The following is a 26,771-nucleotide window of genomic DNA, read 5'->3' as shown; positions in this document are numbered from 1 at the left end:
GATCACCGCTCACCACCGCCACTGCACGCCGGCATTGCCCGCGTACGCCTGCGTCGTCGCGCCCAGCGACATTCCCGCGGTGACATACACCGACATGGTCCGGTTCACCGCCCACTTCACCCCCAGCGTCGTGCGCAGCGCGTCGTGATCCATCTTCGTGCCGCCGACCTGATAGCCGATCGTGGGCGCATCGACGAAAGCCGCCTGTAGCGTGCTTCCGCTCGGGCCGAAGCGGTGCTGCCATGCCACGTCCATCTGCCAGTCGAAGCCATGCCCGAAGAGCGCCGCGCCGTCGTGCTTCACACGCATACCTAACAAACTTGATGCGGCCGTGGTGCGCGCGCCGCCGTAGCGCAGGTCGAACACGTTCGTGCCGCTTGCCGCGCTTTCCGCATAACCTTGCTGCTGGTAGCGGCCCACCTTCGCGCCCACATAGGGTTGCAACGTGCCGATGGCGCTGACGAAATTCAGCCCGGCCTCGGTATAGAGCGACGCGGCCATGGTATCGAAGCTGCCATGCGCATTGCCCGACAGCGTGCCCAGCGTCACCTGGCGCGATAGCGTGTTGTTCCACCAACCGTAGCCGGCGATGGTATTGACGAACACCGGGCGATCCGCGGGCGTGAAGCTGCCGTAGAGCAGCGCCTGCGCGCCATCGACGCGCCCGTTCGCACCGCGGTCGCTGAAGCTCACCGTGTCGGTGTTGAGCATCAGCGCGGCGCCGACACGCACCGTCGGCGTGATCGCGCGGTCATGGCCGATCGTCAGCGCCGTGGCGCGGTCCAGGTAGGCGGCGGCGCCGGTGGCGTCGTTGCCGGCGGTGCGTGCGTTCTGGTAGCTCGCTTGCACCCAGAGTTCGCGCCCCAGCGTCGGCTGCGCCTTCGAACCAGGCGTGGCAGCGCCCGGCCCGGCGCCGGTTGCATCGGCGAGGCGGTTGCTGATCACGCCCTGCGCCTGATCCATGCGGCGCTCGGCGATCTGCCCGAACGCGGGCACCTCGTCGCCGCTGAGCGTGCGCAATGCTTGTTGCGCCTCACTCACCGAGGCGGTCACCATGACGCCGGTGAGCGGGTCGCCGCCCGCGGCGTAAATCGAGGTCAGCGCGTCGCCGACATGCCGCTGGTTGACGGTCGCGGCCACCGAGGCGAAATACACCGGGAATCCCGCCGGGGCCGCGGGAGTCACCGGCGCGGTCGACATCGTGGACAGCGTGACCACCACTTTGTTGTCGCCATAGGTCAACACGGGCGTGACGTAGGCGAACGTGCTTTTCGCCGTGCCGAACGTGCCGCTGCCCGCGCCGTCGTAGGCGATGATCGTGTACGGGGTATTCGCCTTGTACGTGCCGGCCTGCGTGGCGAGCAACGACACCGTGCTGCCCGCGTCGATCGACAGGTTGCCACCGACGTGCGTCATTCCCGCCCCGGTGGCATCCACCGTCACGCCATACACCGAACCACTGGCGAACGCCAGATTGCCCGTCACCGTCAGTCCGGCATTCGGCGTGGCGGCGCGCAGCGTGCTGCCCGGGGCCATCGTCAGATCGGATGCGATGGTGCCGGTGCCCGCCACCGTGGCGCCGTCGCCCAGCACCAGATGGGACGCCGTGCCGTCCACCACCACACTGCCCGAGTTCACCGTCGTGCCGCTCGCGTATGCGCCCGACTGCACGATCTGCGTGCCGCCATTGTCCAGACGCGTGGCGGTCGCGCTGGCGCCGCTCGCCAGCGTCTGGACGCCGCCGTCGAGGAAGGTATCGGTCACCACGCCGCCGCTGAAAACGTTTTGGCTGCCACCGGCGACGACCGTCGTGCCGCTCACGCTCGCCGTGGTGCCCGTGACGAGCGTGATGACCGAATAGGCGTACGCTGCGCTAGGCTGGCCGGGGGCCGACGGGGGCAGAAGCACCGTGACGACCGTGGTCTTCGATGTCACCGGATAGCTGGCATACACATTCTGCGTGCCGCCGGCGTTGACCTGCGTCGCCACCGCGGCACCGCCCTGCCGGACGGTTTGCACGCCGGTTGCGTTCAGGGTCGTGCCGCTCGCGCTGCCGCCCGAGAGCACGGTCTGCGTGCCACCGTTGTCGACCGTCGTGGCGGTCGCGCTGGCGCCGCTCGTCACCGTCTGCGTGCCGCCATCGACGAAGGTGCCCGTCACGACGCCACCGCTGAAGACGTTCTGGTTGCCCCCGGTCAACACCGTCGTGCCGCTCACGCCGCTCGTCATGACCGCCGCCGACGCGCTCGTCACGCCACCTGCGACACTGCCCGTCTGTGCGAAGGTCGAGGCGATGATGGACGAACTAGAGGCCGAGACCGACGCCGACGCCGACGCCGACGCCGACGTTATGACAGTGCTCGTGACGGCCCCCGTCGTCGCGCTGCTCGGCGCGGCGCTCGCATACACGTTCTGCGTGCCGCCGTTCTCGACCAGCGTCCCCACGGTCGATCCACCCTTCCACACGTTCTGCACGCCGCCCGTATTGACCGTCGTGCCGCTGGCGATGCCGCCGGCCAGGAGGTTCTCGGTGCCCTGGGCGGCGATGCCCGTCTGGCGCGTCACGCCGCCACTGCCCACGTTCAATATGCCGCCGGCCTGGATCTCGGGCATCGACAGCGTGCCGCTCGTCAGACCCTGCACGCCCGAAACGACCTGCTGCGCCTGCACGGGCGTCACCGCGCCGATCAAACCGATCCCGAACAATACGGACAGGCACAAGGCGGAGGGATCCGAGCAGCGACGGCCGAAACGGCGCACACCGTATTTTCTGCGGAACGAAAGAGGACTCATGGGGCAGGCGAATGAAGAGCGACGTGTCGCGGGTCAGGGGTATGCCATGGACGCGATCCCGATCGAGAACGACCTCTGCGCGCGCCAGTGACGCTCGTGAGTAACGCCTCGCATGCCTAAGTTGTTCCGCCTTCGTAAAATTGAGTCATCATCCAGGACGGCATGCACGGCATGCGCCCCGGATGATGACTTTCGCTACCACTTCCACTGCACCCCGGCATTGCCCGCGTACGTCCGCATCGTCGCGCCCAGCGACATGCCGGCATTCACATACAGCGATGTGGTGCGGTTCAGCGCCCACTTCACCCCCAGCGTCGTGCGCAGCGCGTCGTGGTCCATCTTCGTGCCGCCGACTTGATAGCCGATCGTGGGCGCATCGGCGAAGGCCGCCTGCACCGTGCTGTCGCCCGGGCCGAAGCGGTGTTGCCATGCCACGTCCATCTGCCAGTCGAAGCCGTGTCCGAAGAGCGCCGCGCCGTCGTGCTTCACGCGCACGCCCAGCAAACCCGACGCGGCCGTGGTATGCGCGCCGCCGTAGCGCAGGTCGAACACGTTCGTACCGCTCGCCGCGCTTTCCGCATAGCCCTGCTGCTGGTAACGGCCCACTTTCACGCCAGCGTACGGCTGCACTGTCCCGATGGCGGTGGCGAGATTCAGCCCGGCTTCGGTATAGAGCGACGCGGCCGTGGTATCGAAGCTGCCATTCGCATTGCCCGACAGCGTACCCAACGTCACTTGCCGCGAGAGCGTGTTGTTCCACCAGCCATAGCCGGCGATGGTATTGACGAACACCGGGCGGTCCACGGGTACGAAACTGCCGTAGAGCAGCGCCTGCACGCCATTGACGCGCCCGTTCGCGCCACGGTCGCTGAAACTCACCGTGTCGTTGTTGAGCATCAGCGCGGCGCCGACGCGCACCGTCGGCGTGATCGCCCGGTCATGGCCGATCGTCAGCGCCGTGGAGCGGTCGAGATAAGCGGCGGCACCGGTGGCGTCGTTGCCGGCGGTGCGCGCGTTCTGGTAGCTCGCCTGCACCCACAATTCGCGTTCTACCTTGTTCACCGGATCAATGGCTGCCGCTGCGCTGCCCGATGCGCCTGAAAGCGCCAACCCCGACTTCTCCGAACCGGACGCGCTCGCCACCGTCGCGCCGCCATCCGCCGTATTGACACCCCCCAGCCGATCGCTGATCACGCCTTGCGCCTGATCCATCCGCCGCTCGGCAATCTGCCGGAACGCCGGCGTCTCGTCACCCGCCATCTGCGTGAGCGCGGCGCGCGCCTGCGTCGTCGATGCCGACAACAACGCGGTGGTGAGCGCGTTGCCGCCCGCGCGGTAGATGCTTGTCACGGCGTTGCCCACGCCTGCCTGATCGCCGGTCTGCGCGACCGAGGCGAAGCTCGCCATCGGCGAGACCACCAGCGTCACCGCGATCTGGCCCGCGTCGTAGCTGAGCGTGGGCACCACGTAGGCGAAATCGTTGTTGACGGTGTCGAAGCTGCCGGACGCCGTGCCGCCGTAGTTCACGATCGCGAACTTCATGCCGGGGGTGTAGAGGCCGGGCTGCGCGGTGAGCGTGAGCGTGGTGCCCGGCGCGATCGCGACATTGCCCGTCACCGTCGTGACGCCACCCAGCGCGGACAGCCCCGAGGCACCCGCACTATCCGTCCCCGCGCCGTTGCCGCTCGCCGGCGTGCTGGCGACCGTCACCGCATAGGTCGATCCGGTCTTGAACGTAAGGGCGCCCGTCACCGACAGGCCCGCGCCCGGCGTGGCGGCCGCCAGGGTGCTGCCGCTGTTGACCGTCAGATCCGACGCGATCCGGCCCACGCCAGTGAGGATGGACGCAGCATTCAGTGTCACATTCGCCGCCGTGCCATTCACGATCAGCGTGCCGTCGTTGACCGTCGTGCCGTTCGCGGTGGCGCCCGTCTGCACCGTCTGCACCCCGCCACCACCCACCACGGTGTTCGTCGTGCCGCCACCCGCCGAGACGGTCTGCGACCCGCCGCTGACGGTCGTATCGCTCGCCGTGCCGCCATTCGTCACGGTCTGCGAGCCGCCGGATGCCACCATGCTGCCGCTCGCCGTGCCGCCGTTCGTCACGGTCTGCGAGCCGCCCGACGCCACCGTGCCGCCGCTCGCCGCGCCGCCGCTGCCGACGGTCTGGGTGGCGCCGCTGCTGACGCTGTTGCCGATGACGACGCCGCCGTCCGTGACGCTTTGCGTGCCGCCCGCCGCCACGGAGGTGCTGATCGACACGCCGCCGGAGGCGATGTTCTGCGTGCCGCCGTCGTTCACGAGCGTGAAGAAGGTCGAGCCGCCGGCGAACACGTTCTGCACGCCGCTGGCGTTGACCACCGTGTTGCTGGCCTTGCCGCCGAACAAGACGTTCTGCGTGCCGCCGGCGTTCAGCGTGGTGGACGTCGCGGTGCTGCGCGAGCCGACATTCTGTATGCCGGCGCTAGCGACCGTCGCGAACACGGCCGCGCCGCCATCGACCAGTTCCTGGCGGCCGCCGTTCAACACCGAATACGACGCGACGGAACCGGTGTTCGTGATGGTCTCGACGCCGCCCGTGTTGATCGAGGTCTCGTGCGAGGTGCCGCCGAGCCTGACGTTCAGCGCGCCGCCGGCGTTGAGGATGCTCTGGTAGGCCGCCACGCTGGGTCCGGCGACCGTGCCCGTGCCGCCGTTTTCCAGCAACAGGCCGCTGGCATAGCCGCTCTGCACGAGGAAACCGCCGGACGCGTTGGTGCCGTCGAGCGTGGCGCCGGCAATATCGACGATCAACGCCGCCCCGCTCGCCTGCGTGATCGCCGTCGCCGCGGCACCGGGCCGAACGTCCAGGGTGCCCCCGCTGGCGACCGTCGCCGACAGCGACGAGGCGCCGGACAGCACGCGCTGCGAACCACCGGCGCCGATCGTCGTCAGGCTCACCGCGCCGCCCGAGGACACGGTTTGCTGGCCAAACACGGTACCGCCACTCGCCTGGGCGTTCATGCCCACCGATTGCAGGCCGCCGGCGGCCACCGTGATGCTTTGCGTAACGCCGCCCGACGTGATGTTCTGCACGCCGGACACCACGCCGCCGCTCGCGATGACGCCGTTGCCGATGGTCTGCGTGGCGCCGGCATCGATCAGGTTGTCGAACACCAGGCCACCGGCCGAGATATTCTGTTGCCCGCCGTTCAACAGGTGGGCGCTGATGGCGGAACCGCTCGCATAGATGGTTTGCACGCTGCCGGAGGAGATTTCCGTCCCGATCGCCGTGCCGTACACGTTCTGAAAACTAACGCCGTTCGATAAAACCGTGTTCGAGGCAACCCCGCCAATCTCAATATTCTGTGCACCCTGACTGACGAGTGTCGATATCGCAAGGCTCCCGGAATTGACGTACTGGACTCCCCCGTTCGCCACGGTGGCAGAAAGCGCCGCTCCGCCCAGCGTCAATCTCTGTGCGCCGTTGACCGTCGACGAGTTAGCGAGCGAACCGCTACCGATGACATATTCCGTGCCGCTTGCACTAATGACCGAGGAAAGCGAGGTTCCTCCTGCCGAAATGGTCAACACGCCATCCGCACCAACGATGGTTCCAATCGCCGTCTGCTGCGGCCCCGTCACCAGCAAGTTACCGCCGTTCTCCAGCAAGAGGCCGCTGGCGACGCCACCGGCGATGCTGAAGACCCCCACCGCATTGACGCCGTCGAGCGTCGCGCCGGCATCGGTGACGAGCACCGCGCCCTGGTTCTGCACGATTCCCGTGGCCGAGCCTCCGGCACTGATGACTTCGGTACCGCGCGAGGACACCGTTGTGGCAACCGCGACACCGCCCGCCGATATCGTCTGCCACCCGTAGGCGGCCACGGTCGTACCGGACGCCCAGCCTCCGCTCATAATGGTTTGCGATCCGGCGGCGACGGTATTGGTCGCGCGGCCGCCGCTAGCGACGATTTGCAGTCCGGCGCCGCCGATGGTTGTCGCATCCGCCAGACCTGAGACCAGTTGCGTCCCGCCGGCGCGATTGGTTGGCGGCGTGGTGGCGCCAGTGAGAGTAACGGCAAAACCATAACCCACTCCGTTAGTCCCAATGGTGGTACTGGTTGCCACCCCACCCGCCTGAACCGTTTGCAGCGCCTGTGTGCCTACATAAGTGTTTTGCGCGCTGCCGCCAGCGTTCACCACTTGCGACGCCCGGCTTAATGTCGTTATGTTGGCGGTACCATTGCTGGCAACCGTTTGCACGCCGCCGTCGGTCACAAAACTGGAAACCGCCAGCCCTCCAGCGGAAACGGTCTGCATGCCGCCGGTGACGACGTAGGCCAGTAGCGAGGAGCCTCCCGAGAAAATCGTTTGCAGACCGTTGACGATGGTGTTGGACGCAAACGCGCCGCTGCCGACGTTTTGCGAACCGCCGGACAATACTATCGAGCGGCTGGTCACGCCGCCGCTTGTCACGGATTCCACACCGCCCGAGGAAACCACCGTGGAGAACGCGTAGCCCGCTACCTTCTGCGCACCGCCAGCGGATACCATCGTCGCGATGCCAATGCCACCTGCCAGAATATCTTCCAACCCGCCTGAGTAGACCGTCGCGCGGGTCGTCGTATAACCGGACGTGACGTGCAGTGTTTCTCCAGCGGAAATCGCTGGACTGGCGAGATTTCCCGAAGTGGTCTGGTCAGTCGCCACGACGGTCTGGGCCACAACAGGTTGCACTGCATTGACTACCCCCAACCCATACAACATCGACAAACACAGCCGGGAGAGAAACACCTTGCGGCGGCCAAAATGGCGCACGCCGTATTTTCTGCGGAACGAAAGGGGGGTCATGGAACGGGCAAGGTAGGCGCGACGCGTCGCAGGTCAATGGTGTGTCATCGACTGCCTTTCGATCGAAAACGACGCATGCGCGCGCCGATGACGAACGTGGGTAACGCCTTACGCCTCGGCGTGATGTCGCCCGCGTAAAATTGAGCAACCGCCCGCCCCACCCCGCCGCGCAGCGACACCGCCCCCGACCGCGCTATCATGGCGGTCTCGCAAAACCGCGGACACGACCATGCCGGCCCCCGACTATCTGAGAAAAGTGCTGAACGCGCGCGTCTACGACGTCGCGCGCGAGAGCGAGCTGGATTTCGCCCCGAACCTCTCCGCGCGGCTGGGCAACCGAATTTATTTCAAGCGCGAGGACAATCAGCCGGTGTTCTCGTTCAAGCTGCGCGGCGCGTACAACAAGATGTCGGGCCTGTCGGCCGAGGAACGCGCGCGCGGCGTGCTGGCCGCGTCGGCGGGCAACCACGCGCAGGGCGTGGCGCTGGCGGCCGCGCGCCTGCGCTGCACCGCGGTAATCGTGATGCCGACGACCACGCCGCAGGTGAAGGTCGACGCGGTGCGCGCGCACGGCGGCAACTGGGTGGACGTGGTGCTGCACGGCGAGTCGTATTCGGACGCGTACGGGCATGCGCTGACCCTTCAGGCGGCGCGCGGTTTGAGCTTCGTCCATCCGTTCGACGACCCGGACGTGATCGCCGGCGCCGGCACCGTCGGCATGGAGATCCTGCGCCAGCATCAGGGCCCGATCGACGCGATCTTCGTGCCGATCGGCGGCGGCGGCCTGGCCTCGGGCGTGTCGGCCTACGTCAAGGCGGTGCGCCCGGAGATCAAGGTGATCGGCGTGCAGACGGAGGATTCCTGCGCGATGGCGCAGTCGCTGGAACGCGGCGAGCGCGTGGAACTGGCGGAGGTCGGGCTGTTCTCGGACGGCACGGCGGTGAAACTGGTGGGCGGCGAAACCTTCCGCGTGTGTCGGGAATACCTCGACGAGATCATTCGCGTGGACACCGATGCGCTGTGCGCGGCGATCAAGGACGTGTTCCAGGACACGCGCAGCCTGCTGGAGCCGGCCGGCGCGCTCGCGGTCGCGGGCGCGAAGCAATACGCGGAGCGCGAGGGGTTGCGCGACGCGACGCTGATCGCGATCAACTCCGGTGCGAATCTGAATTTCGACCGGATGCGTTTCGTCGCGGAGCGCGCCGAGGTGGGCGAATCGCGCGAGGCGGTGTTCGCGGTGACGATTCCCGAGGCGCGCGGCAGTTTCCGGCGCTTCTGCGAGATCGTCGGCGAGCGCAACGTCACCGAGTTCAATTACCGGATCGCCGACCGGCGCGCCGCGCATATCTTCGTGGGCGTGCAGACGCGCAGCCGCGACGAGGGCGTGGCGCTGGCGGCGGCTTTCGAGCGGACCGGCTTCGCGACGCTGAACCTGACGCAGGACGAACTCGCGAAACAGCACGTGCGGCACATGGTGGGCGGGCATTCGCCGCTCGCCAGCGACGAGCTGCTGTACCGCTTCGAGTTTCCGGAACGCCCGGGCGCGCTGATGCGCTTCCTGTCGTCGATGTCGCCGAACTGGAACATCAGCCTGTTCCACTACCGCAACCAGGGCGCGGATTACAGCAGCATCCTCGTCGGTCTCCAGGTCCCGGCGGACGAGTGCGCGGCGTTCGGCACGTTTCTGGAGGCGCTGGGCTATCCGCACTGGAACGAGACGGACAACCCGGTGTACCGGCTGTTTCTTGCCGACACGAGCGCCGACACGAGCGCCGACACAGGCGCCGACATGACGCCCGCTGGCGCTGTGCCTTCCCTTCACCAGGATCGATGAGGTTTTTTCGATGACACCCGAACAGTCCACTCTCGGCAAGCCGGTCGAATATCGCGATACCTACGACGCCGGCCTGCTGTTTCCGATCGAGCGCAGCCGCGGCCGCGCGGAGATCGGTTTGACCGGCGCGCTGCCGTTCTTCGGCATGGATATCTGGAACGCGTACGAACTGTCGTGGCTGACGCCGCGCGGCAAACCGCGCGTCGCGCTGCTGACCGCGCTGGTGCCGGCCGATTCGCCGAACATCGTCGAGTCGAAGTCGTTCAAGCTGTACCTGGGATCCTTCGCGCAGACCCGGCTGGAATCGGCCGAGCAGTTGAGCGACACGATCCGCCGAGACGTCTCGGCGCTCTGCGGCGCGCCGGTGCAGATCCGGATCACGCTGCCGGACGCCTTCGGCGAGCTCGTGCTCGACGAACTCGCCGGTGTCGATCTCGACCGTCTGGACCTGGATACGGATGTCTACATGCCGGATGCGAACCTGCTGAGCGCGCGCCTCGACGAGGCGCCGGTGGAGGAGACGCTGGTGTCGAACCTGCTGAAATCGAACTGTCCGGTGACCGGGCAGCCGGACTGGGGCAGCGTGCAGATCCGCTACGCGGGGCCGCAGATCGATCAGGCGGGGTTGTTGCGCTATATCGTGTCGTACCGGATGCATACCGGTTTTCATGAGCAGTGCGTCGAGCGGATCTTCACCGACATCCAGCGTCACTGCCGGCCGACGCAGCTCGCGGTGTATGCGCGCTATACCCGCCGCGGCGGGCTGGACATCAACCCGTTCCGGACCAATTTCTCGATGCCGCTGCCGGACAACGCGCGGACGGCACGTCAATAGACGGACATCGCGCCGCGGACCACCCCGCCCGTCCCGCCCATCCCGCCCGTCAGGACGCGATCCTGCAACGGGCGGCCACTTCCTTGATGCGCGCCTCGAACAGCGTCATCGTCTCCTCCATCAGGCATAGCCTGTCCTCGGACAGCGTGTCGGTCGCATCGGCCAGGAAGGCGTCGCGCAGCGGCGTCGCCTCGTTGATCTTCTGCCGCCCCTTTTCCGCCAGCGCGACGTTCGTGAGGCGGTTGTCGCGCTCGTCGATGCTGCGCGTCAGCCAGCCTTTCTGCTCCATCTGCTGCAATTGCCGCGTCAGCGCGCCGGCGTCCACGTCGAGCGTCTCGACGAGGGTCTTCTGCGGCTGCGCGCTGGACAGATCGCGCAGCATCAGCAGGATCCGCCATTGCAGCAACGGCAAGCCGACGCAGGCCTGGAACGCCGTCATGAAAGTGCGGTAGGTCCGTCCGAACTGCTGCACCACCGCGATGCGGTCCTTTTCATCAAGCATCCGTTCTACTCCGCTGTGTTACGGCCGGGTCTGTTGCCACACTGCGTGAACGCAGGGCGCCGCCATTATGCCGACCGCCCGACGCTTGCGCGAGCGGCACCGCCTTATCGTGACGATTGACATGATTCATACCGGCCATAGGTATTGGTAAGGCCGCCAACTGTAATGCACGCAAGCAATCCCGCAGCCGGCGGGCCCGCAGTCCGGGAAGGCGGGGCGAAGCTGCTGCGCACCCGAAATGCGACCGGCACGTCCAGCGCCCGTCCGGGGGCGCTCAGCGCCGAACCGCGAGCGGGCGGTATCATCGGTATTGGCCTGCACCTTCCCCTATCTCCTACCTGCGAGCATGATGCCTCTTCCCTCCCCGATCGCGCCGGACCACCTCGACGAATTACGCAAGGCGCGCGCCCGTCTGGAGCATCCCGGCTTTCCGGTGAAGCTGGCGTCGATGGTGGGAGCGCCGGTCGAGAAGCTGCTGGCGCGCCTGCCGAACGTCGCCGGCAATCTCGTCAACGACGCCACGCGCGCGGCGCTCGACAAATGCCTGGCATTGGCGCTGCGCACGATCCGCAAGACACCGGTGCCGTCCGGCCATGGCAGCGCGACGGCCCCTGGCGGCGCGGCACCCGGTACACCCGCGCCGCACGGCGAGGCGGTCGAGCGCACCAGCAGCCGTTTCCACAAGCTTGCCGTCGCGGCCACCGGCGCCGCCGGCGGCGCTTTCGGCTTCGTGTCGTTGCCGGTCGAACTGCCGGTGACCACGACGCTGATGTTCCGCTCGATCGGCGAGATCGCGCAGGCGTACGGGGAGGACCTGTCGCTGCCCGACGCACAGCTGCAATGCCTGATGGTGCTGGCGATGGGCGGCCCGGCGACGGCGGAGGACGACGCGTCGTACGGGTACTTCGTGGTACGCGGCGCGCTGGCCCAGACCGTCGCCTCGGCCTCGGCGGAACTCGCGGGCAAGAGCGCGGCGAGCCACGGCTCGGCTTTCGTGACGAAGCTGGTGCACTCGGTGGCCGCGCGCTTTTCCGCGCAGGTGGGCGAGCAGGCTGCGGCCAAGGCGATCCCCGTCGTGGGCGCGGTGTTCGGCGCGGCGATCAACACGGTGTTCATCTCGCATTTCCAGGAAATGGCGCGCGGTCATTTCGCGATCCGGCGTCTGGAACGGCTGTACGGCGAGGACGCGGTCAGACAGGCGTACGAGCGTGTCGGCGGATGAAGTCGCCCGCCTGATGCAGGGCGACCCGCGCCTCGGGCAGAAAACCGGCGAAGATCTGCCAGGCATGCGGGACCCCGCGCCACTGGTGAAACGCCACCTCCACGCCGGCGGCGCGCGCCTTGTCGACCACGCGGCGGGCGTCGTCGAGCAGCACCTCGCTGTCGCTCGCCTGGATCAACAAGGGCGGCAAACCGGTGAAATCGCCATAGAGCGGCGACGCGCGCCAGTCGGTGCCGGGCATGCCGGCGAGATACAGGCGGGCCGCCGCGCGCACCCCGCGTCCGTCGAACAGTACGTCGGAATCGGCGTGACTATCGATCGTCGCGCCGGTGACCGCGAGATCGGTCCACGGCGAGAACAGCACGCCGGCGGCCGGCAGCGGGTCGCCCGCGTCGCGCAGCGCGAGCAGCAGGGCCAGCGTCAGGCCGCCGCCCGCCGAATCGCCGGCGACGACGATGGTGGTGGGAGCGATGCCATCCGCCAGCAAGCCCCGGTACGCGGCGAGCGCGTCGTCGAGCGCCGCCGGCGCGGGGTGTTCGGGCGCGAGCCGGTACTCCGGCGCCAGCACGCGCGCCAGACCATGCCGCGCGAGCGCGCACGTGATCGGCCGGTGCGTGCGGGGCGAGCAGAACAGATAGGCGCCGCCATGCAGGTACAGGACCGTGCGCGACAGCGTGGGAGTCAACTCGGCCGCGGCGGGCTCGATCCATTCCGCCGCGACCGTGCCGACCTGCCCCTCGGATGCGGCGCGCGCGGGTACCGCGCGGATCCGCCAGTCGCGCGGCGCCCGGCGCGGGGCCCACATCCTGTCTGCCAGGGCGCGTGCCTCGGCGACATCGATTTCGCCCTGCCCTTTGCCTTTCATGCGTCTGCGCAGGAACCACGACAACGCGACGTTCTGCCAACTCATCGGCGCTCCTCTTCGTAGGGGTTAGCGGGAAACGATCGTCGAGGATAGGTTAACCATTCGCCGAACCGCAATACGCCATTGTCTCGATTGCATCCATTTTCGGGAGGATCGTCGACTAGAATGGGCATTGCGAGAAGTTGACCTTCGGCATGATCGAGGTCTCCATTCATTTGCGCGGCTTCGGGCCGCGCTTTTTTTTTGGCTGTCACGGACACAGACGGGCACGCGCATCGCGCGGACATGCGGCGCGCGAAAAAAGCCGGCGACGGTCATCGACCGTGGCCGGCATTCGCAACGCCGCGGTGGCGGGACCGGCCGCCAGAGATCGCGGCGCCGGCCCGCCGGGGCAACGGCCGATCAGCGCCTGGCGCTGGCCGCGGCGGCGTCCGCCACCACCTGGCACAGCGCAAGGTGCTGACGGATGGCGAGGCGGCATTGCCGGCGAAGCGTCGCGAGGCCGCGGGCGACAGCGCCGTCTTCGTGCGAGAAGAATTTTGCGAGGGTGGTCATGGCAAGGCTCGTCGGGATAGCTGGGAATCATTCCTAGGGGTTATCCCTAATCTAGGCCGCCATGCCGTAAAAAGCAAGCCCTTCGCCGCCGAACGCCGTTTTTGGGCGTTGGCCGGGCGCGACAACCCGCATGTGATTGCCCGCCCTCCACCCCACCCACGCCCCTGGCCCGTCCATCCGCTTTTTCAGGCCACCCGCTCGCCCAGCACCTGCGCGAACGCCGCGCCGACATGATCGACATTCGCCTCGTTCAGGCCGGCCACGCACATGCGTCCCGAGCGGATCAGGTAGATGCCGAACGCCTCGCGCAACCGGTCCACTTCCGCGCCCGTGAGGCCCGTATAGCTGAACATGCCGTGCTGCGTCAGGAAATACGAAAAGTCCCGGTCCGGCAGGCGCGCCGACAGGATGTCGTGGAGACGCCGGCGCATCGCGTGGATGCGTTCGCGCATCGGCGCGACGTCCTCGTGCCAGGAGGCCGTCAGCGCGGCGTCGTTGAGGATCGTCGATACCAGTTCACCGCCGTGGCGCGGCGGACTGGAATAGATGCCACGGATCGTCGACTTCATCTGACCCAGCACCGCGTCGGCGGCCGCGGCGGATTCGCACACCACCGACAGGCTGCCGACGCGCTCGCCGTACAGCGAGAGATTCTTCGAGAACGACGTGGCCACGACCAGCGGCAGGCCCGCGTCGACCATGGCGCGGACCGGCCAGGCATCCTCTTCCAGGCCGACGTCGAAGCCTTGATAGGCCATGTCGGCGAAGACGATCACATCGCGCGCGGCGAGCACGTCGACGATCTGCTGCCACTGCTCGCGGGTCGGATCGACGCCGGTGGGGTTGTGGCAGCACGGGTGCAGCAGCACGACGCTCTTCGCCGGCAGCGCGGCGAAGGTCGCGAGCATCTCGTCGAAACGCAGGCCGCCGGTGGCCGCGTCGTAGTACGGGTAGGCGTTGACCTTGAAACCGGTGCCGCGAAACAACGCGACGTGGTTGTCCCAGGTGGGGGCGCTCACCCACATCGCGCTGTCGGGAAAATACCGGCGCAGGAAGTCGGCCCCGACCTTCAACGCGCCCGAGCCGCCGATCGACTGGATCGTCGCGATCCGGCCCGCCGCCACCGCCGCGCTGTCCGCGCCGAACACCACGCGCTGCACGCCCGCGCGATAACCGGCCAGTCCTTCCATCGGCAGATAGACCTGCGGCGACGGGTCCGCGTCGACGCGCCGCTGTGCCTCCAGCACGCAGTCCAGCCGGGGGATACGGCCCTCGGCATCGTAGTACAGCCCGATCGACAGATTGACCTTGTCGGGCCGGGCATCGTGTTGGAAGGTCTCCATCATGGAGAGGATCGGATCGCCCGCGTAGGCATCGACGTGCTGGAACATGCGACAGGACTCGTAAGAAAGCGAAGAAAAGAGGGGCCGGCGCGCGGCGCGGCGGGCCGCGTCCTGCCGAGGCGTCAGTCTAGCGGCTTTTGCCGCCGTCCGGGGCATGGCGCCGTCGCGCGACGCCTGCGCCCGGGCATCGCCGCGCCGGACAGCGCTGGCGCCGCAGACAGGGAACGCGGCGCCGGGCCGGCTTGTCGGGGCGAAACCGCCGGTTGATTGCACCAACAACAAACCGCGTTCTGGCGCAGAATGACGCGCGAACGACGCGGCGCCCGCGCCATCGGGCAATGGCCGGGCAATGACTGGGCAACGAACGGAACCGTGCAGCCCGCGTCGGTATCGCTCCTCGACCTCCCACCGGAACGTTCCACCATGAACCACACTCTCGCGGCGGCAGGATGGCTGCCGCACGATACGCAGCTCATCGTCGCGGGCGCACTCGCGCTGGCCGTCATCATCACGCTGATCGCCGCGCTGAAGATCGCCCCCTATCTCGCGATCCTCGTCGGCACCTTCGTCGCCGGCGCGGCGGCCGGCCTGCCGCTGGAAAAGGTGTCGACGGCGTTCAGCCGCGGGGCCGGCGCCCTGCTGGGCGACGTCGGCATCATCATCGCGCTGGGGGCGATGCTCGGCGCGCTGATGGCCGAATCCGGCGCGGCCGAGCGGCTGGTGGACGCGATGCTGAAGCATTCCAGCAAGCGCATGCTGCCGTGGATGATGGCGCTGGTGGCGATCATCATCGGCTTGCCGCTGTTCTTCGAGGTCGGTCTGGTGATGATGGTGCCGATCATTTTCGTGATGGCGCGCCGCTCGGGTCAGCCGGTGCTGCGCATCGCGATCCCCGCGCTCGCCGGCATGACGACGCTGCATGCGCTGCTGCCGCCCCACCCGGGTCCCTTGATCGCCGTGAGCGCGCTGCACGCGGACCTGGGCCTGACGCTGGCGCTGGGTTTCGTCGCGGCGATCCCGGCGGTGATCCTCGCGGGACCGCTCTACGGCATGTGGCTCGCCCCGCGCCTGGCGAACCGCAAGCGTGGCGGCATCGTCGAATCGATCGGCGAGTCGCTCAGCACCGAAGGCCCGCCGGCGCACGGCGACGCGGCGCGGCGCCCGGACACGCCCGATACGGCCGAACGGCGCGCCTGGCGCCAGCCGAGTTTCGCCGCCGCGCTGACGACGATCCTGCTGCCGGTGATCCTGATGCTCGGCCGCACGGTGGCCCGGCTGGCGCTACCCGGCGGCTCGACGCTGGCCGAGGTGCTGGATTTCCTCGGCGAACCGCTGGTGGCGCTGACGCTGACCGTGCTGCTCGCGATCGTGCTGTTCGGCTGGTCGACCGGACGCAGCCGCATCGAGGTGGGCCGGATCCTGCGCCGCAGCGCGCCGCCGATCGCCATCCTGCTGCTGACGATCGGCGCCGGCGGCGGCCTCAAGCAGACCCTGGTGCTCGCCGGCATCAGCGACACGGTCGGCAAGATCGCCACCGGCTCGCATCTGCCGCTCCTGCTGCTCGCCTATCTGATTGCCGTCGCGCTGCGCCAGGCGACCGGTTCGGCAACCGTCGCCACGACGACCACCGCCGGCATCCTGGCCCCGCTCGCCACGCATCTCGCGCCGGCGCACGCGTCGCTGGTCGCCTTGTCGATCGGCGCGGGCTCGGTCTTTTTCTGTCACGTCAACGACGCCGGCTTCTGGATGGTGCGCGAGTACTTCGGGCTCGAACTGAAGGAAACGATCTGGGTATGGTCGATCCTGCAGACGATCGTCTCGGTGGTGGGACTCGGGATGGTGCTGCTGATGTGGCAGATCCTGGTCTAGCCTTGACACCTTCCTGCGTTAACGATATATCTTTAAAAACTTCCTAAAGATATATCTAAAATGACAACTTTCGACGGCGATATCCATTCGCGCGGACCCGGGAACGACCCCGACACTGCGCGGCACGACGGCCCTTCCGAAGCGGTACGCGATGGCAGACGCGGCGGCCGGCATGGCGGGCAACGCGACGGCGGCCATCACCACGATCACCACGGTCACCATGGGGCAGGCGGGATGAACCGCGAACAGGGTGGCCGGGATGCGCGGGACGAACGCGAAACGCATGCCGGACATGGAGCGCGTGAGGGCCACGGTGAGCGTGGCGAACGTGGCAAACACGGCGGACGCGGCGAACGCCCGGCGCGCGGCGAGCGTTCGCGGGTACTGGGCCGGGGCGAATTGCCGCTCGTGATCCTGGCGCTGCTCGACGAAGCGCCGCGTCACGGTTACGACGTCATCCGCTCGATCGAGGAGCGCTGCCGGGGCGCCTACGCGCCCAGCGCCGGCGTGATCTACCCGACGCTGACGATGCTCGAGGACCAGGATCTGGCGCTGTCCGCGCCGGCATCGGACTCCGGCAAGCGGCAGTACCGGATCACCGACGCGGGCCGGCGCCACGCCGCCGACAACGCCGGACTCATCCGCGGCGCCTTCGCGCGCATGGACACGGTCGCCCGGATGCGCGCGCGCGAAACGCTGCCCGCGCGCGTGAAACAGGCGATGGAAACGCTGAAACAGGCATTGATGGCGTCCGGCGTGCAGGACGACGGCGCCGAAAGCGAGCGTATCGCGCAGGCGATCGAATCCGCCGCGCGGGCGATCGTCGCGGGGCCCGCGGCCTCGCCCACCGGACCGGAGGACGTACGCACGCACGCCGCGCCCGTGTCGACCTCCCCCCTTTCACAGGCGTCATCCATGACCGAACCCGACTACGCAAGCCGCCGCGTGCGCCACGAAACGACCCGGCGCACGCTCCATGTGGTGCGCACCGAACGGATGGCGCGCGACCTGATCCGGGTGACGCTGGGCGGGGAGGCGCTGCGCGGCTTCGTCTCGGCGGCATTCGACGATCACATCAAGGTGTTCCTGCCGCGCCCCGGCGAAACGGTGCCGACCCTGCCGTCCGCCCCGGGCGACGACGCGGCGCCACGCCCGATCGCCCGGGACTACACGCCTCGCCGTTACGACCCCGTGCGGCAGGAACTCGACATCGAATTCGTCGTGCACGGCGACGGCCCCGGCAGCCGCTGGGCCGAGCGGGCGGCGCCGGGCGATCCGCTGGTCATCGGCGGCCCGAAGGGATCCTTCGTGCTGTCGGACCGATACGACTGGTATCTGCTCATCGGCGACGCCACCGCGTTGCCGGCGATCGGCCGTCGCATCGAGGAGCTGCCCGAGCAGGCGCGCGCGCTGGTGTTCGTCGCGCTCGACGCACCGGACTGCCTGCCGGTCTGGCCGACCCGTCCGAACGTGCAGTTGCATCCGGTGTTCGGCGCTGTGAAAGCGACCGACGCAGCCGATGCAGCCGACGTGACCGCGGGCCTGCTGGCCGCCGTGCAACAGACGGCGTTTCCCGCCGGCACCGGCCATGCCTGGGTGGCGGCCGAGTCGGCCAGCGCGAAGGCGCTCCACGCGCATCTCGTCGACGCGCGCGGCTTCGACAAACGCCACGTGCGCGCGTCGAGCTATTGGCGCGCGGGCGCGTCCGGGCATCACGAAAAGCTGGGCGAGTGAAGACTAGAGCGCGTGCCGCATGCGGATCGCGTCGGGCTGGCCGCGCAGCGCATCCGCGCGCGCCTGCTGGATACGCTGCACGGTGATCTTGCTGACCTCGGCGTGCGCGGCATCGATATGCGCGCCGATCAGCTCCAGCGCGGCGGCCGCATCGCGCGCGAGGATGGCGTCGAGCAGCGCCGCGTGTTCGCCGCGGATCACCCGCACGCGGCTGTCGTACTCGAAATCGAGACGGCGAATCACCCGGATCTTGTCGGTCAGATGCGCGAAGGTATCCAGGATCTCGGCGTTGCCGGCCGCGCGCACCAGCGCGATATGGAAGGCTTCGTCGCGCGCGGCAGCCGCCACGCTGTCGAGCGGCGCAGCGTCGGCGGGTCCGCACCATTGCGCGCGCAGATCGGTCAGTACGGCCCGGTCGACGCGCGCGTGGGTCTCGACGCACAGGGTGCGGATCGCATGCCGTTCGATCAGCTTGCGCAGTTCGTAGAGATCCTCGAAACGGCCGAAATCGAGCGGCACCACTTCCCAGCCGCTGCGAAACTGTACCCGCACCAACCCCTCGCCTTGCAGCCGCAGCAGGGCTTCGCGCACCGGAGTGCGCGAGATGCCCAGGCAGGCGGCGACGTCGCTTTCGGTGAAGCGGTCGCCCGGCAGCATCCGGAATGTGAAAATGTCGTCGCGCAGCCGCGCGTACGCGGTCTCGGCGCGGGAAGAAACGCGGGAAGAAACGCGGGAAGCGCGGCGACCATCCGAAAGCATTGCACCCGAAAGCATGTCACCCTTTTAGCATGCGGCATTCAACCGGCTTGACGCGCGGCGGCCAGAAAACGCCGGCGGCGGGGCCGCAGGACCAGGATCGCCAGCAGCGCGGTACAGATGTCGAGCGTGATCGCCGTGCCGAAAACGGGATTCCAGCTGCCCGTATGCTGATGCATCAACGCCGCGAGCGGCCCGCCGAAGATCGATCCGATCCCCTGCGAAATGTACAGCCAGCCGTAGTTCGCGGTGGCGTAGCGGGTGCCGAAGGTGTCGGTCAGCGTCGACGGGAACAGCGAGAAGATCTCGCCCCAGCCGAAAAATACCACACCGGACAACAACACGAACAATACCGCGTTGTCCCGCGTGGCGAGCCACAGCGCCATCGCCACGCCTTCGAGCGCGAACGCGAAGAACATCGTGGTTTCGCGGCCGAAACGGTCCGATATCAGGCCGAAGAAGGGGCGCGTGAGGCCATTCGTGAGACGGTCGATCGTCAAGGCGAGCGGCAAGGCGACCAGACCGAAGACGACGACGTTCGCGACGCCGAAGTCGTGCGCGAAGGTGGCCATCTGCGAGGTCACCATCAGGCCCGAGGTGGACATCATCGTCATCATCACGAACATCAGCCAGAACAGCGGCGTTTTGAGCATCTCGCCGGGGCGGTACTGACGGGCGCCGGAGGCGTCGCGCGCCACGCTGCCGGCGCCCTCGCCCAGGCTCCGGACATGCGCGGGCGGCGTGCGCAGCCCTTGCGCGGCAGCGAGACCCACCACCGCGAAAATGATGCCGAACAGCCAGAGCGTGCCGTCCAGACCCCGCGTCTCGAGCGATGCGTGGATCGGAAATGTGGTCAGGATCGCACCCATTCCGTAGCCGGCGGCCACCAGCCCGGCGGCGAAACCGCGCTTGTCCGGAAACCAGCGGACCATCAAGCCGACCACGCCGACATAGACGATGCCGGTGCCCAGGCCGCCGATGCCGCCGTAGGTGAGATACAGCAGGGTCGCGCTGCTCGCGTACGACGCCAGCACCCAGCTCAAACCCGACATCACGGTGCCGATCGAGATCAGCACGCGGGGGCCGAAGCGCTCGATGAGCGCGCCCTGGAACGGCGAGAAGAACGTCTGCAGGATGATCAGCAGCGAAAACGTCACCTGCAGCGCGGGCAATGGCAGACCGAGCTTCGCGGCCAGCGGCCGGGTCATCAGCGTCCAGACATATTGCGGGCTCGAGATCGCCGCCATGCAGACCAGACCGAGCAGCAACTGGATCCAGCGGGTACGGGCCGGTAGCGCGACGGTGGGCGGCGCGAGGGGGGCATCCGGCAAACGAGTGGTCATTCCCTGTTTCTCCAGCAAGCGGTATGAAAGGACGAACGAAGCGGTGAAATCTTGCATACAAGATTGAAGACAAGTTAGCAGCTTGCATGCCAATACATTAAATTACTTAGAATTCATATACTTGCCGGATATTTTCAAGATTGCTCGGGGACCGTCGTGGCATGGCGTGGTGCGCACGGATGGGGTCGGTGGACGGCGCCGCGCACTGGTGTTGTGCAGCCGCCCCGTTGCGGGGCGGCGGGCGTGAATGCCGCGTTCGGCGCGCGTCGTACCGGACGCGCCTTGCGCTGGCCGCCGCCGTGCGCGGTACACTGCTGCGATTCACTGGAGTCGAACACATGGTCCCAAGAGCGCTACTTTTTGGAAATCCGCGCCGCGCGTCGGCCACGATCAGCCCCGATGGGCGCTGGCTCGCGTGGCTCGCGCCGCTCGACGGCGTGCTCAATCTCTGGCGCGCGCCCGCCGACCAGCCGGACGCCGCCCGGCCGCTGACGCGCGACACCGGCCGCGGCATTCGGCACTATGCGTGGACCTTCAACGGCCGCCATATGCTGTATCTGCGCGACCGCGACGGCGACGAGAACTGGCATGTGCACGCGCTCGATACCATCGACATGGACGTCAAGGACCTGACGCCCTACGCCGGCGTCATGGCCCACGTCGCGGGCCTGAGCCGCGACATCCGCGACGAGGTGCTGGTGTCGATGAACCGGCGCGACAAGCGTTTTCCGGATGTCTACCGCATCCGGCTGGACACGGGCGAGACGACGCTCGTTGTCCAGAATCCGGGTCTGGCGGACTTTGATTTCGGCGAGGACTTCCACGTGCGGCTCGCGAGCGAGGTCCGGCCCGATGGCGGTTCCACGATCCTGAAACCCGCGGGCGGCGATGGCCCGGTGCGGGAGTGGGCGCCCTGGCTGAGTTTCGATCCCGTCGACGCGAAGACATCGCACGGCACCGGCCTGAACCGGGACGGCACGCTGCTGTACCTGCGCGACAGCCGCGGGCGCGACACCGCGGCGCTGACGCAGGTGGACATCGCCAGCGGCGCAACCACGGTGCTGTTCGCCGACCCGCGCGCCGACGTCGGCGGTTACCTGACCGATCCGGACACGGGCGTGCCGGTGGCGTGCTCGGTCGACTACCAGCGCCTCGAATACCATGCGCTGGACCCGGCGCTGCAGCCGGACCTGGACTTCCTCGCCAGCCAGGACATCGGCGACTGGGCCCTGCAAAGCCGCACCGAGGACGACGCGGTGTGGCTCATCGCGTCGATCACGGATCGCCATCCGGGCGCGACGTACCGGTACGAGCGCGCGGCGCGCACACTCGTCAAGCTCTTCGACGCGCGTCCGGAACTCGCGGCCCATGCGAGCGCGCCGATGCAGCCGCTCGCCCTGCCCACACGCGACGGGCTGACGCTCGTCGCCTATCTCACGTTACCGGCGGGCATCGGCGACCCGGCGACGACGATGGCATCGACCACCGGGGCGGCCGATGTCGGCGATGTCGGCGATGTCGACGATGTCGACGAAGGCGTCAAGGCCACCGACGCGCGCGACGCGCAGGCGGCCCCGTCCGCCTCGCGAGCCCCGTCGGCGCCCGCGCCGCTGGTCCTGCTCGTGCACGGCGGCCCGTGGGCACGCGACCATTTCGGCTATGACGCGCAACACCAGTGGCTGGCCGACCGCGGCTATGCGGTGATGTCGCTGAACTTCCGCGGTTCGACCGGTTTCGGCAAGGCCTTCGTGAACGCGGGCGACGGCGAATGGGGCCGCAAGATGGACGACGATCTGCTGGACGCCGTGGACTGGGCGATCGCGCAGGGCATCGCCGATCCGGATCGCGTCGCGATCATGGGCGGCAGCTACGGCGGCTACGCGACGCTCGCCGCGCTCACCCGCAACCCCGAACGCTATGCCTGCGGCATCGATATCGTCGGGCCGTCGAACCTGCAGACGCTGCTCGACAGCGTGCCGGAATACTGGGAATCGCAAAAGACCATCCTGTACCAGGCCGTGGGCGACCCACGTACCGAAGCGGGCCAGGCGCTGCTGCGCGAGCGTTCGCCGCTCTTCCTGGCCGAGCGCATCCGGCGCCCGCTGCTCATCGCGCAAGGCGCGAACGATCCGCGCGTCAAGCAGGCCGAGGCCGACCAGATGGTCGCGGCGATGCAGCAGGCCGGCGTGCCGGTGACCTATGCGCTGTACCCGGATGAAGGCCACGGCTTCGCGCGACCGGAGAACCGCCTGTCGTTCTTCGCGCTGGCCGAGGCCTTTCTGGCGCGCTACCTGGGCGGCGCGCTGGAACCGGCCGAGGCGGCGACGCTGTCGTCGAGCAGTCTGCGGCTCGAAGCGGATCCCGACGGGCTGGCGGCCGACCTGACCGGCTCCGACGCCGCCACACCGACGACCTCGGCGGCCTGCAACAGCGCCAGCGGCGGATAAAGATCCAGACGGCGCGCGACCGCCAGGTTCACGACGGTTGAAAACCGCGCCAGCGGTCGGGCCGGAATGGCGGCGGGCGCGTGCCCGTCGACCAGGATCCGCTCGGCCTTGAAGGCGGCGAACTCCCCGACCGTGCCGCCGTTCGAGAAAATCCCGTACAGACAGCGCGACTGGCGCAGGATGCTCTCGGTCGTGCAGAACGTGGGCAGACCCGCAGCGAGCGCCGCCGTGGTGACCAGATCGCGCTGGCTGAAGGCCAGCAGCGTGCTCGCGCCGATGTACAACACGTCCGCCCCGGCAGTCCTGAGTTCCCGTACCCGCGCGGGAATCGTCGCGACATCGGCGGCGCCGTCGGCCCGCAGGCCGACTTCCCGCGCGACGATGTCGATGCCGCGCGCGTGCGCGAGCGTGCGCAGCCGGGCGAGCAGCAGTGCGGAATTCACTTCCAGCGGATTGTCGATGAAACCGATCCGGCGGAAGTTCCGGTAGGACCGCAGCACCTCCAGCTGCGTCTCCAGCGGCGCGATATGCGGCACGCCGGTGACATTGCGCCCGGGCGCGTCGAGCGACGCCACGATGCCCGCCCCCACCGGGTCGCTTACCTCGGCGAAGACGATGGGAATATCGCGGATGCCCGGGCCGCGCTCCGGATCGTCGTAACGTCCGGCCAGCGCCAGCGTCGTCGGCGTGCCCCAGGCATAGATCAGGTCGGGACGCAGCGCCCGTACCTGCCGTACCAGCGCCGCGCGGTCCCGCGCCCGTCCCGTGAATGCCACCTGCGCATAGCGCGCCGCGACGTGGTGCCGCGCCAGGTATCGCCGGAAGGCGATCTCGTCATTCTGTTCCGGGCGTGGCAGCACCATCGCGATCGTCCATTCGCGCGTGGCGGCAGGCGCCGGGCGCGGTGCGAGGAATTCGCCGACGTGGTGGGTGAGGCCCGCGGCGGCGTGAACGCCTGGCGTTTCCGTGTCACTCATCGTGGGCCACTGCGCCAGCAGCCGCGCGCCTCCGACGAGCACCAGCAGACATGACACCCACCGCACGCCATACGCCCGCCACGCCGCCGCCTTCGTCGGCTCTCGCTTCATCGGGTCTCCCTTCGTCCGCCCTCTCCTCATCGGTTTTTCCCGACAGCACGCCTTCCCTGCGCATCCGGCGTCTGACGGTGCGGCATGCCGCCGCGATCGTCGCGCTGCGCGCGCGCGTCCTCGCGACGCTGACGCATCCGGACTGCTACGTCGCGGAGTCCGACGAGGCGGCCTTCATCGCGCGCCACCGCGGCGCGACCGGCATCACGCTGGGTTGCTTCGCGGGCGCGACGCTGATCGCCTACGGGATGCTGCACCTGCCGCATGGGGACGCAAGCGCGGACGCGAATGCGGACTCGAATGCGGATTCGGGTGTGGACCCGGGTGTGGACCCGGGTGCGGATCCGGGTGCGGATCCGGGTGCGGATCCGGGCGTGGATTCGGCGCATCGGTCGCCCTGGGGCGCGCCGGCAAGGGCGCGGCTGCCGGAACTGGCGAGCTGCATGGTCGATCCGGCATGGCGCGGCCACGGCCTGCAACGCCGTCTGATCGAGGCACGACTGCAACAGGGGCGTCGCCGGGGCGCGCACCGCTTCTGGGCGATCGTCTCGCCGCACAATCCGGCGAGCCGGCACAATCTGCAGATGGCCGGTTTTCGTGTGGTCGGCGCGGGCGATGTCGATGGGCATCATCGTCTCGTGTTGGGCTGGGAGGCGACCGGCGCGGCCTCTGCGACGACACCGGCGGGGTGGCCCCCGGGGGGGCCCACATAGCGCAGCGCGAAACAGGTGATGTCGTCGGCTTGCGGCATGCCGCGCTCGAAATCGCGGATCGCGGCGACGACGGCATCGTTGACGTCCCGCATCGGCACGCCGGGCCGCGCCGTGCCGTCCACCACGTCGCGCAATGCCGCTTCACCGAACAGGGCCGCGTCGCAGGCCTGCGCCTCGGTCACGCCGTCGGTGTAGAGAAACAGGACGTCGTCGCGCGCCAGATGCAGGGTGTCGGCGTGAAACGCCAGGCCCTCGACGATGCCCAGCGCCATATTGCGGCCCGCGCGCAGCCAGACCGGTGCCGCGCCAGGGCGCACGTGGAGCGGCGGATTGTGGCCGGCGTTGACATAGACCAGCGCGCCCGTGCGCACGTCCAGCACGCCGAGAAACAACGTGACGAACATCAGTTGCGCGTTGTCCTCGCACAGCAATTGGTTCAGCCGCGCCATCACGACCTCGGGTTCGCGCAGCAGCAACGCGGTGTTCTTCAGCAATGACCGGGCGATCGCCATGAAAAAGGCCGCGGGCACGCCCTTTCCCGAGACGTCCGCGACGACGACGCCGAGATGCGCGTCGTCGATCATGAAATAGTCGTAGAAATCGCCGCCGACTTCGCGTGCCGGAATGATCGACGCCGCCAGTTCGATCCCCGCGACGCCGGGCGCGGCACGCGGCAGGATCGACAGTTGCATCTGTCGGGCGATCTCCAGCTCCTGGCGCAGCGCCGCGAAGCGGGTCTCGTTCTCCAGCGCGAGCGCGAGGTCGGCCAGCAGGCCACGCAGCTTGCCGTGCTGCGTGGCGATCAGGTCCGACAGCCGGCCGAGCACCGCCGCGAGATCCGCCAGCGTGCCGGCGGCCTCTCCCTGCGAAGTGGCGGCATCGAGCAGGGCCACGACATCGTTGCGTTCGGCCTCGTCCAACGCGTCGGCCAGCGTGCGCAACTGCCACCGCACCAGGCGCGCCTGCTGTCGCGCGCCGCGCTCCCGTTCGTCGCGCAGCATCTGCAGATTCAATAGCTCGCCGCGCAGCACGGTCACGTCGCGGGCGATCGCTCCGGCGGCGTCGCCGCGCTCGCTGTCCTCGGGGTCGGTCGCGGCGGCGTAGCGCCCCTGCGCCAGCTGCGCCAGCACCGCGACCGAGCGCCCCAGCGGCGCGAACAGTGCGCGCAGCGCCAGGGCCGCCCCCAGCATCGCGAGCAGCAACATCGCGCCGCAGGCGGCCACCTGCCAATGCAACCGCCGGTTCGCATCGCCGGGCATGTCGGGCATGTCGGCCGAGACGGCTACGCGCGCCGGCGCGGGCGGCAACGTCGCGGCCGGGCGCCAGGCCAGTGCGGCGAGCGGCCGGGCTGCCGCATCGGCCGGCGGCAGCGGCAATACCAGCGCATGGGAGCCGGACGCCCGCCCCGGCATCGCCCGCGCGTCGTTGTTGAATGCGCCCGTATCGGTCAGTTCCAGCGCGCCGCCCAGGCGCGCGCGCAGGTCGTCGAGCGATGCCTGGGCATCGATCTCCAGCCACAGCAGCCGGGCGCGCGCCGGCGCGCAGGCGATGCGCCGCACGCCGATCCAGCCATAGCGCCCGTGGCCGACCGGCGCGAAGCGTCGGGCGTCGCGGTCGGCGTCGCGGTCGAGATGGTGAGCGCCACGGACCGGAGCTGGAACCGGCCGCAAAGCCGCCCCGATCATGTCGGCGCGCGCGAGCGGCATGGCATCCAGATCGAGCGCGCTCGTGTAACCCATCCGGCCCATGGCATCGGTCAGTTCGACCCGCGTGCCCGGGTGCCGCTGCACCCAGCGGTCCAGCCCGTCGCGGGCCGCCGCCGACCGTCCCGCACCGCACACCGCATCGCGCGCCGCGTCGAGCCGGTCCGTGAGCGCCAGGGACGCGACGCGATCCGCCTGGCGCCATTCCGACGTCAGGACCGCGCGCAATACCGCCATGTGCTCGACCTGCGTCGCGCGCGCGCGCAACACACCGATGGCATGGGTGAACAGCACGCCCGCGCCCACCGACAGCGCCACGATCAGCATCATGCCCGG

At 68.6% G+C, this 26,771-nt stretch carries 16 protein-coding genes and 1 pseudogene; 7 read left to right on the top strand and 10 right to left on the bottom strand.

The window, feature by feature from the left end; genetic code table 11:
• Positions 1-9: 9 nt before the first annotated feature.
• Together OVY01_RS08720 and OVY01_RS08715 are read right to left on the bottom strand one after the other, a co-directional pair.
• Entirely contained in the window at positions 10-2,793 is a 2,784-nt protein-coding gene (locus tag OVY01_RS08720; protein WP_267847064.1) for an autotransporter outer membrane beta-barrel domain-containing protein, read from the bottom strand.
• 195 nt (positions 2,794-2,988) lie between these two features.
• Complete coding sequence (locus tag OVY01_RS08715; protein ID WP_267847718.1) at positions 2,989-7,542, bottom strand: AIDA repeat-containing protein; 4,554 nt, start codon at positions 7,540-7,542, stop codon at positions 2,989-2,991.
• 223 nt (positions 7,543-7,765) lie between these two features.
• On the opposite strand from OVY01_RS08715, the gene ilvA reads away from it, so the two are divergent.
• Positions 7,766-9,460 (top strand): threonine ammonia-lyase, biosynthetic, encoded by a 1,695-nt coding sequence (gene ilvA / locus OVY01_RS08710; RefSeq protein WP_349293515.1) that lies wholly within the window; start codon positions 7,766-7,768, stop codon positions 9,458-9,460.
• A 10-nt stretch (positions 9,461-9,470) separates the two neighbouring features.
• Positions 9,471-10,295: an NADPH-dependent 7-cyano-7-deazaguanine reductase QueF gene (gene queF / locus OVY01_RS08705; protein ID WP_267847063.1), complete on the top strand. Its 825-nt coding sequence runs from the start codon at positions 9,471-9,473 to the stop codon at positions 10,293-10,295.
• Between the two features lie 49 nt (positions 10,296-10,344).
• Here queF and OVY01_RS08700 read toward each other — a convergent pair whose 3' ends face one another.
• Positions 10,345-10,797, bottom strand: a complete 453-nt coding sequence (locus OVY01_RS08700; RefSeq protein WP_267847062.1) for a MarR family winged helix-turn-helix transcriptional regulator — start codon at positions 10,795-10,797, stop codon at positions 10,345-10,347.
• A 346-nt stretch (positions 10,798-11,143) separates the two neighbouring features.
• On the opposite strand from OVY01_RS08700, the gene OVY01_RS08695 reads away from it, so the two are divergent.
• Positions 11,144-12,019: an EcsC family protein gene (locus tag OVY01_RS08695; RefSeq protein WP_267847061.1), complete on the top strand. Its 876-nt coding sequence runs from the start codon at positions 11,144-11,146 to the stop codon at positions 12,017-12,019.
• Here OVY01_RS08695 and OVY01_RS08690 read toward each other — a convergent pair.
• The 3 genes from OVY01_RS08690 to OVY01_RS08680 all read right to left on the bottom strand — a co-directional run bounded on the left by OVY01_RS08690 (position 11,988) and on the right by OVY01_RS08680 (position 14,830).
• The gene (locus OVY01_RS08690; protein WP_267847060.1) at positions 11,988-12,929 is read right to left on the bottom strand and encodes an alpha/beta hydrolase fold domain-containing protein; all 942 of its coding nucleotides are present in this window, start codon (positions 12,927-12,929) and stop codon (positions 11,988-11,990) included. The genes OVY01_RS08695 and OVY01_RS08690 overlap by 32 nt on opposite strands.
• Positions 12,930-13,286: 357 nt before the next feature.
• Complete coding sequence (locus OVY01_RS08685) at positions 13,287-13,439, bottom strand: hypothetical protein (protein ID WP_267847059.1); 153 nt, start codon at positions 13,437-13,439, stop codon at positions 13,287-13,289.
• A 185-nt stretch (positions 13,440-13,624) separates the two neighbouring features.
• Entirely contained in the window at positions 13,625-14,830 is a 1,206-nt protein-coding gene (locus OVY01_RS08680) for an amino acid aminotransferase (protein ID WP_267847058.1), read from the bottom strand.
• Positions 14,831-15,205: 375 nt separating this feature from the next.
• On the opposite strand from OVY01_RS08680, the gene OVY01_RS08675 reads away from it, so the two are divergent.
• Entirely contained in the window at positions 15,206-16,651 is a 1,446-nt protein-coding gene (locus OVY01_RS08675) for a GntT/GntP/DsdX family permease (RefSeq protein ID WP_267847057.1), read from the top strand.
• Positions 16,652-16,711: 60 nt separating this feature from the next.
• A complete protein-coding gene (locus OVY01_RS08670; protein ID WP_267847056.1) occupies positions 16,712-18,385 on the top strand; it encodes a siderophore-interacting protein in 1,674 nt (557 codons plus the stop codon).
• A gap of 3 nt (positions 18,386-18,388) precedes the next feature.
• On the opposite strand, the gene OVY01_RS08665 is transcribed toward OVY01_RS08670, so the two are convergent.
• Both OVY01_RS08665 and oxlT read right to left on the bottom strand, forming a co-directional pair.
• Positions 18,389-19,144 (bottom strand): GntR family transcriptional regulator, encoded by a 756-nt coding sequence (locus tag OVY01_RS08665; RefSeq protein ID WP_267847717.1) that lies wholly within the window; start codon positions 19,142-19,144, stop codon positions 18,389-18,391.
• Between the two features lie 38 nt (positions 19,145-19,182).
• Entirely contained in the window at positions 19,183-20,484 is a 1,302-nt protein-coding gene (gene oxlT / locus OVY01_RS08660; RefSeq protein WP_267847055.1) for an oxalate/formate MFS antiporter, read from the bottom strand.
• Positions 20,485-20,822: 338 nt separating this feature from the next.
• Here oxlT and OVY01_RS08655 point away from each other — a divergent pair, with 338 nt between their 5' ends.
• The gene (locus OVY01_RS08655; protein ID WP_267847054.1) at positions 20,823-22,931 is read left to right on the top strand and encodes a S9 family peptidase; all 2,109 of its coding nucleotides are present in this window, start codon (positions 20,823-20,825) and stop codon (positions 22,929-22,931) included.
• A 26-nt stretch (positions 22,932-22,957) separates the two neighbouring features.
• Here the strand turns inward: OVY01_RS08655 and OVY01_RS08650 are convergent.
• A pseudogene (locus tag OVY01_RS08650) lies at positions 22,958-23,794 on the bottom strand (ABC transporter substrate binding protein); the annotation flags it as partial.
• Positions 23,795-23,958: 164 nt separating this feature from the next.
• Here OVY01_RS08650 and OVY01_RS08645 point away from each other — a divergent pair.
• A complete protein-coding gene (locus OVY01_RS08645) occupies positions 23,959-24,732 on the top strand; it encodes a GNAT family N-acetyltransferase (RefSeq protein WP_267847053.1) in 774 nt (257 codons plus the stop codon).
• Here OVY01_RS08645 and OVY01_RS08640 read toward each other — a convergent pair.
• Positions 24,648-26,765, bottom strand: a complete 2,118-nt coding sequence (locus OVY01_RS08640) for a PP2C family protein-serine/threonine phosphatase (RefSeq protein ID WP_267847052.1) — start codon at positions 26,763-26,765, stop codon at positions 24,648-24,650. The genes OVY01_RS08645 and OVY01_RS08640 overlap by 85 nt on opposite strands.
• Positions 26,766-26,771 lie beyond the last annotated feature (6 nt).

Source organism: Robbsia betulipollinis, from assembly GCF_026624755.1.
Taxonomy (GTDB): domain Bacteria; phylum Pseudomonadota; class Gammaproteobacteria; order Burkholderiales; family Burkholderiaceae; genus Robbsia; species Robbsia betulipollinis.
The sequence above is the reverse complement of the archived record's forward strand: the minus strand, read 5'-3'. Positions and strand labels throughout refer to the sequence as shown.

What these genes read in the sequence shown, in the direction of transcription:
- OVY01_RS08685 (WP_267847059.1), bottom strand. Translation starts at nt 13,439, where the DNA reads ATGACCACCCTCGCAAAATTCTTCTCGCACGAAGACGGCGCTGTCGCC.
- OVY01_RS08720 (WP_267847064.1), bottom strand. Translation starts at nt 2,793, where the DNA reads ATGAGTCCTCTTTCGTTCCGCAGAAAATACGGTGTGCGCCGTTTCGGC.
- OVY01_RS08670 (WP_267847056.1), top strand. Translation starts at nt 16,712, where the DNA reads ATGACAACTTTCGACGGCGATATCCATTCGCGCGGACCCGGGAACGAC.
- oxlT (WP_267847055.1), bottom strand. Translation starts at nt 20,484, where the DNA reads ATGACCACTCGTTTGCCGGATGCCCCCCTCGCGCCGCCCACCGTCGCG.
- OVY01_RS08715 (WP_267847718.1), bottom strand. Translation starts at nt 7,542, where the DNA reads ATGTTGTATGGGTTGGGGGTAGTCAATGCAGTGCAACCTGTTGTGGCC.
- OVY01_RS08695 (WP_267847061.1), top strand. Translation starts at nt 11,144, where the DNA reads ATGATGCCTCTTCCCTCCCCGATCGCGCCGGACCACCTCGACGAATTA.
- OVY01_RS08690 (WP_267847060.1), bottom strand. Translation starts at nt 12,929, where the DNA reads ATGAGTTGGCAGAACGTCGCGTTGTCGTGGTTCCTGCGCAGACGCATG.
- OVY01_RS08665 (WP_267847717.1), bottom strand. Translation starts at nt 19,144, where the DNA reads ATGCTTTCGGATGGTCGCCGCGCTTCCCGCGTTTCTTCCCGCGTTTCT.
- OVY01_RS08680 (WP_267847058.1), bottom strand. Translation starts at nt 14,830, where the DNA reads ATGTTCCAGCACGTCGATGCCTACGCGGGCGATCCGATCCTCTCCATG.
- OVY01_RS08675 (WP_267847057.1), top strand. Translation starts at nt 15,206, where the DNA reads ATGAACCACACTCTCGCGGCGGCAGGATGGCTGCCGCACGATACGCAG.
- OVY01_RS08700 (WP_267847062.1), bottom strand. Translation starts at nt 10,797, where the DNA reads ATGCTTGATGAAAAGGACCGCATCGCGGTGGTGCAGCAGTTCGGACGG.
- OVY01_RS08645 (WP_267847053.1), top strand. Translation starts at nt 23,959, where the DNA reads ATGACACCCACCGCACGCCATACGCCCGCCACGCCGCCGCCTTCGTCG.
- queF (WP_267847063.1), top strand. Translation starts at nt 9,471, where the DNA reads ATGACACCCGAACAGTCCACTCTCGGCAAGCCGGTCGAATATCGCGAT.
- OVY01_RS08655 (WP_267847054.1), top strand. Translation starts at nt 20,823, where the DNA reads ATGGTCCCAAGAGCGCTACTTTTTGGAAATCCGCGCCGCGCGTCGGCC.
- OVY01_RS08640 (WP_267847052.1), bottom strand. Translation starts at nt 26,765, where the DNA reads ATGATGCTGATCGTGGCGCTGTCGGTGGGCGCGGGCGTGCTGTTCACC.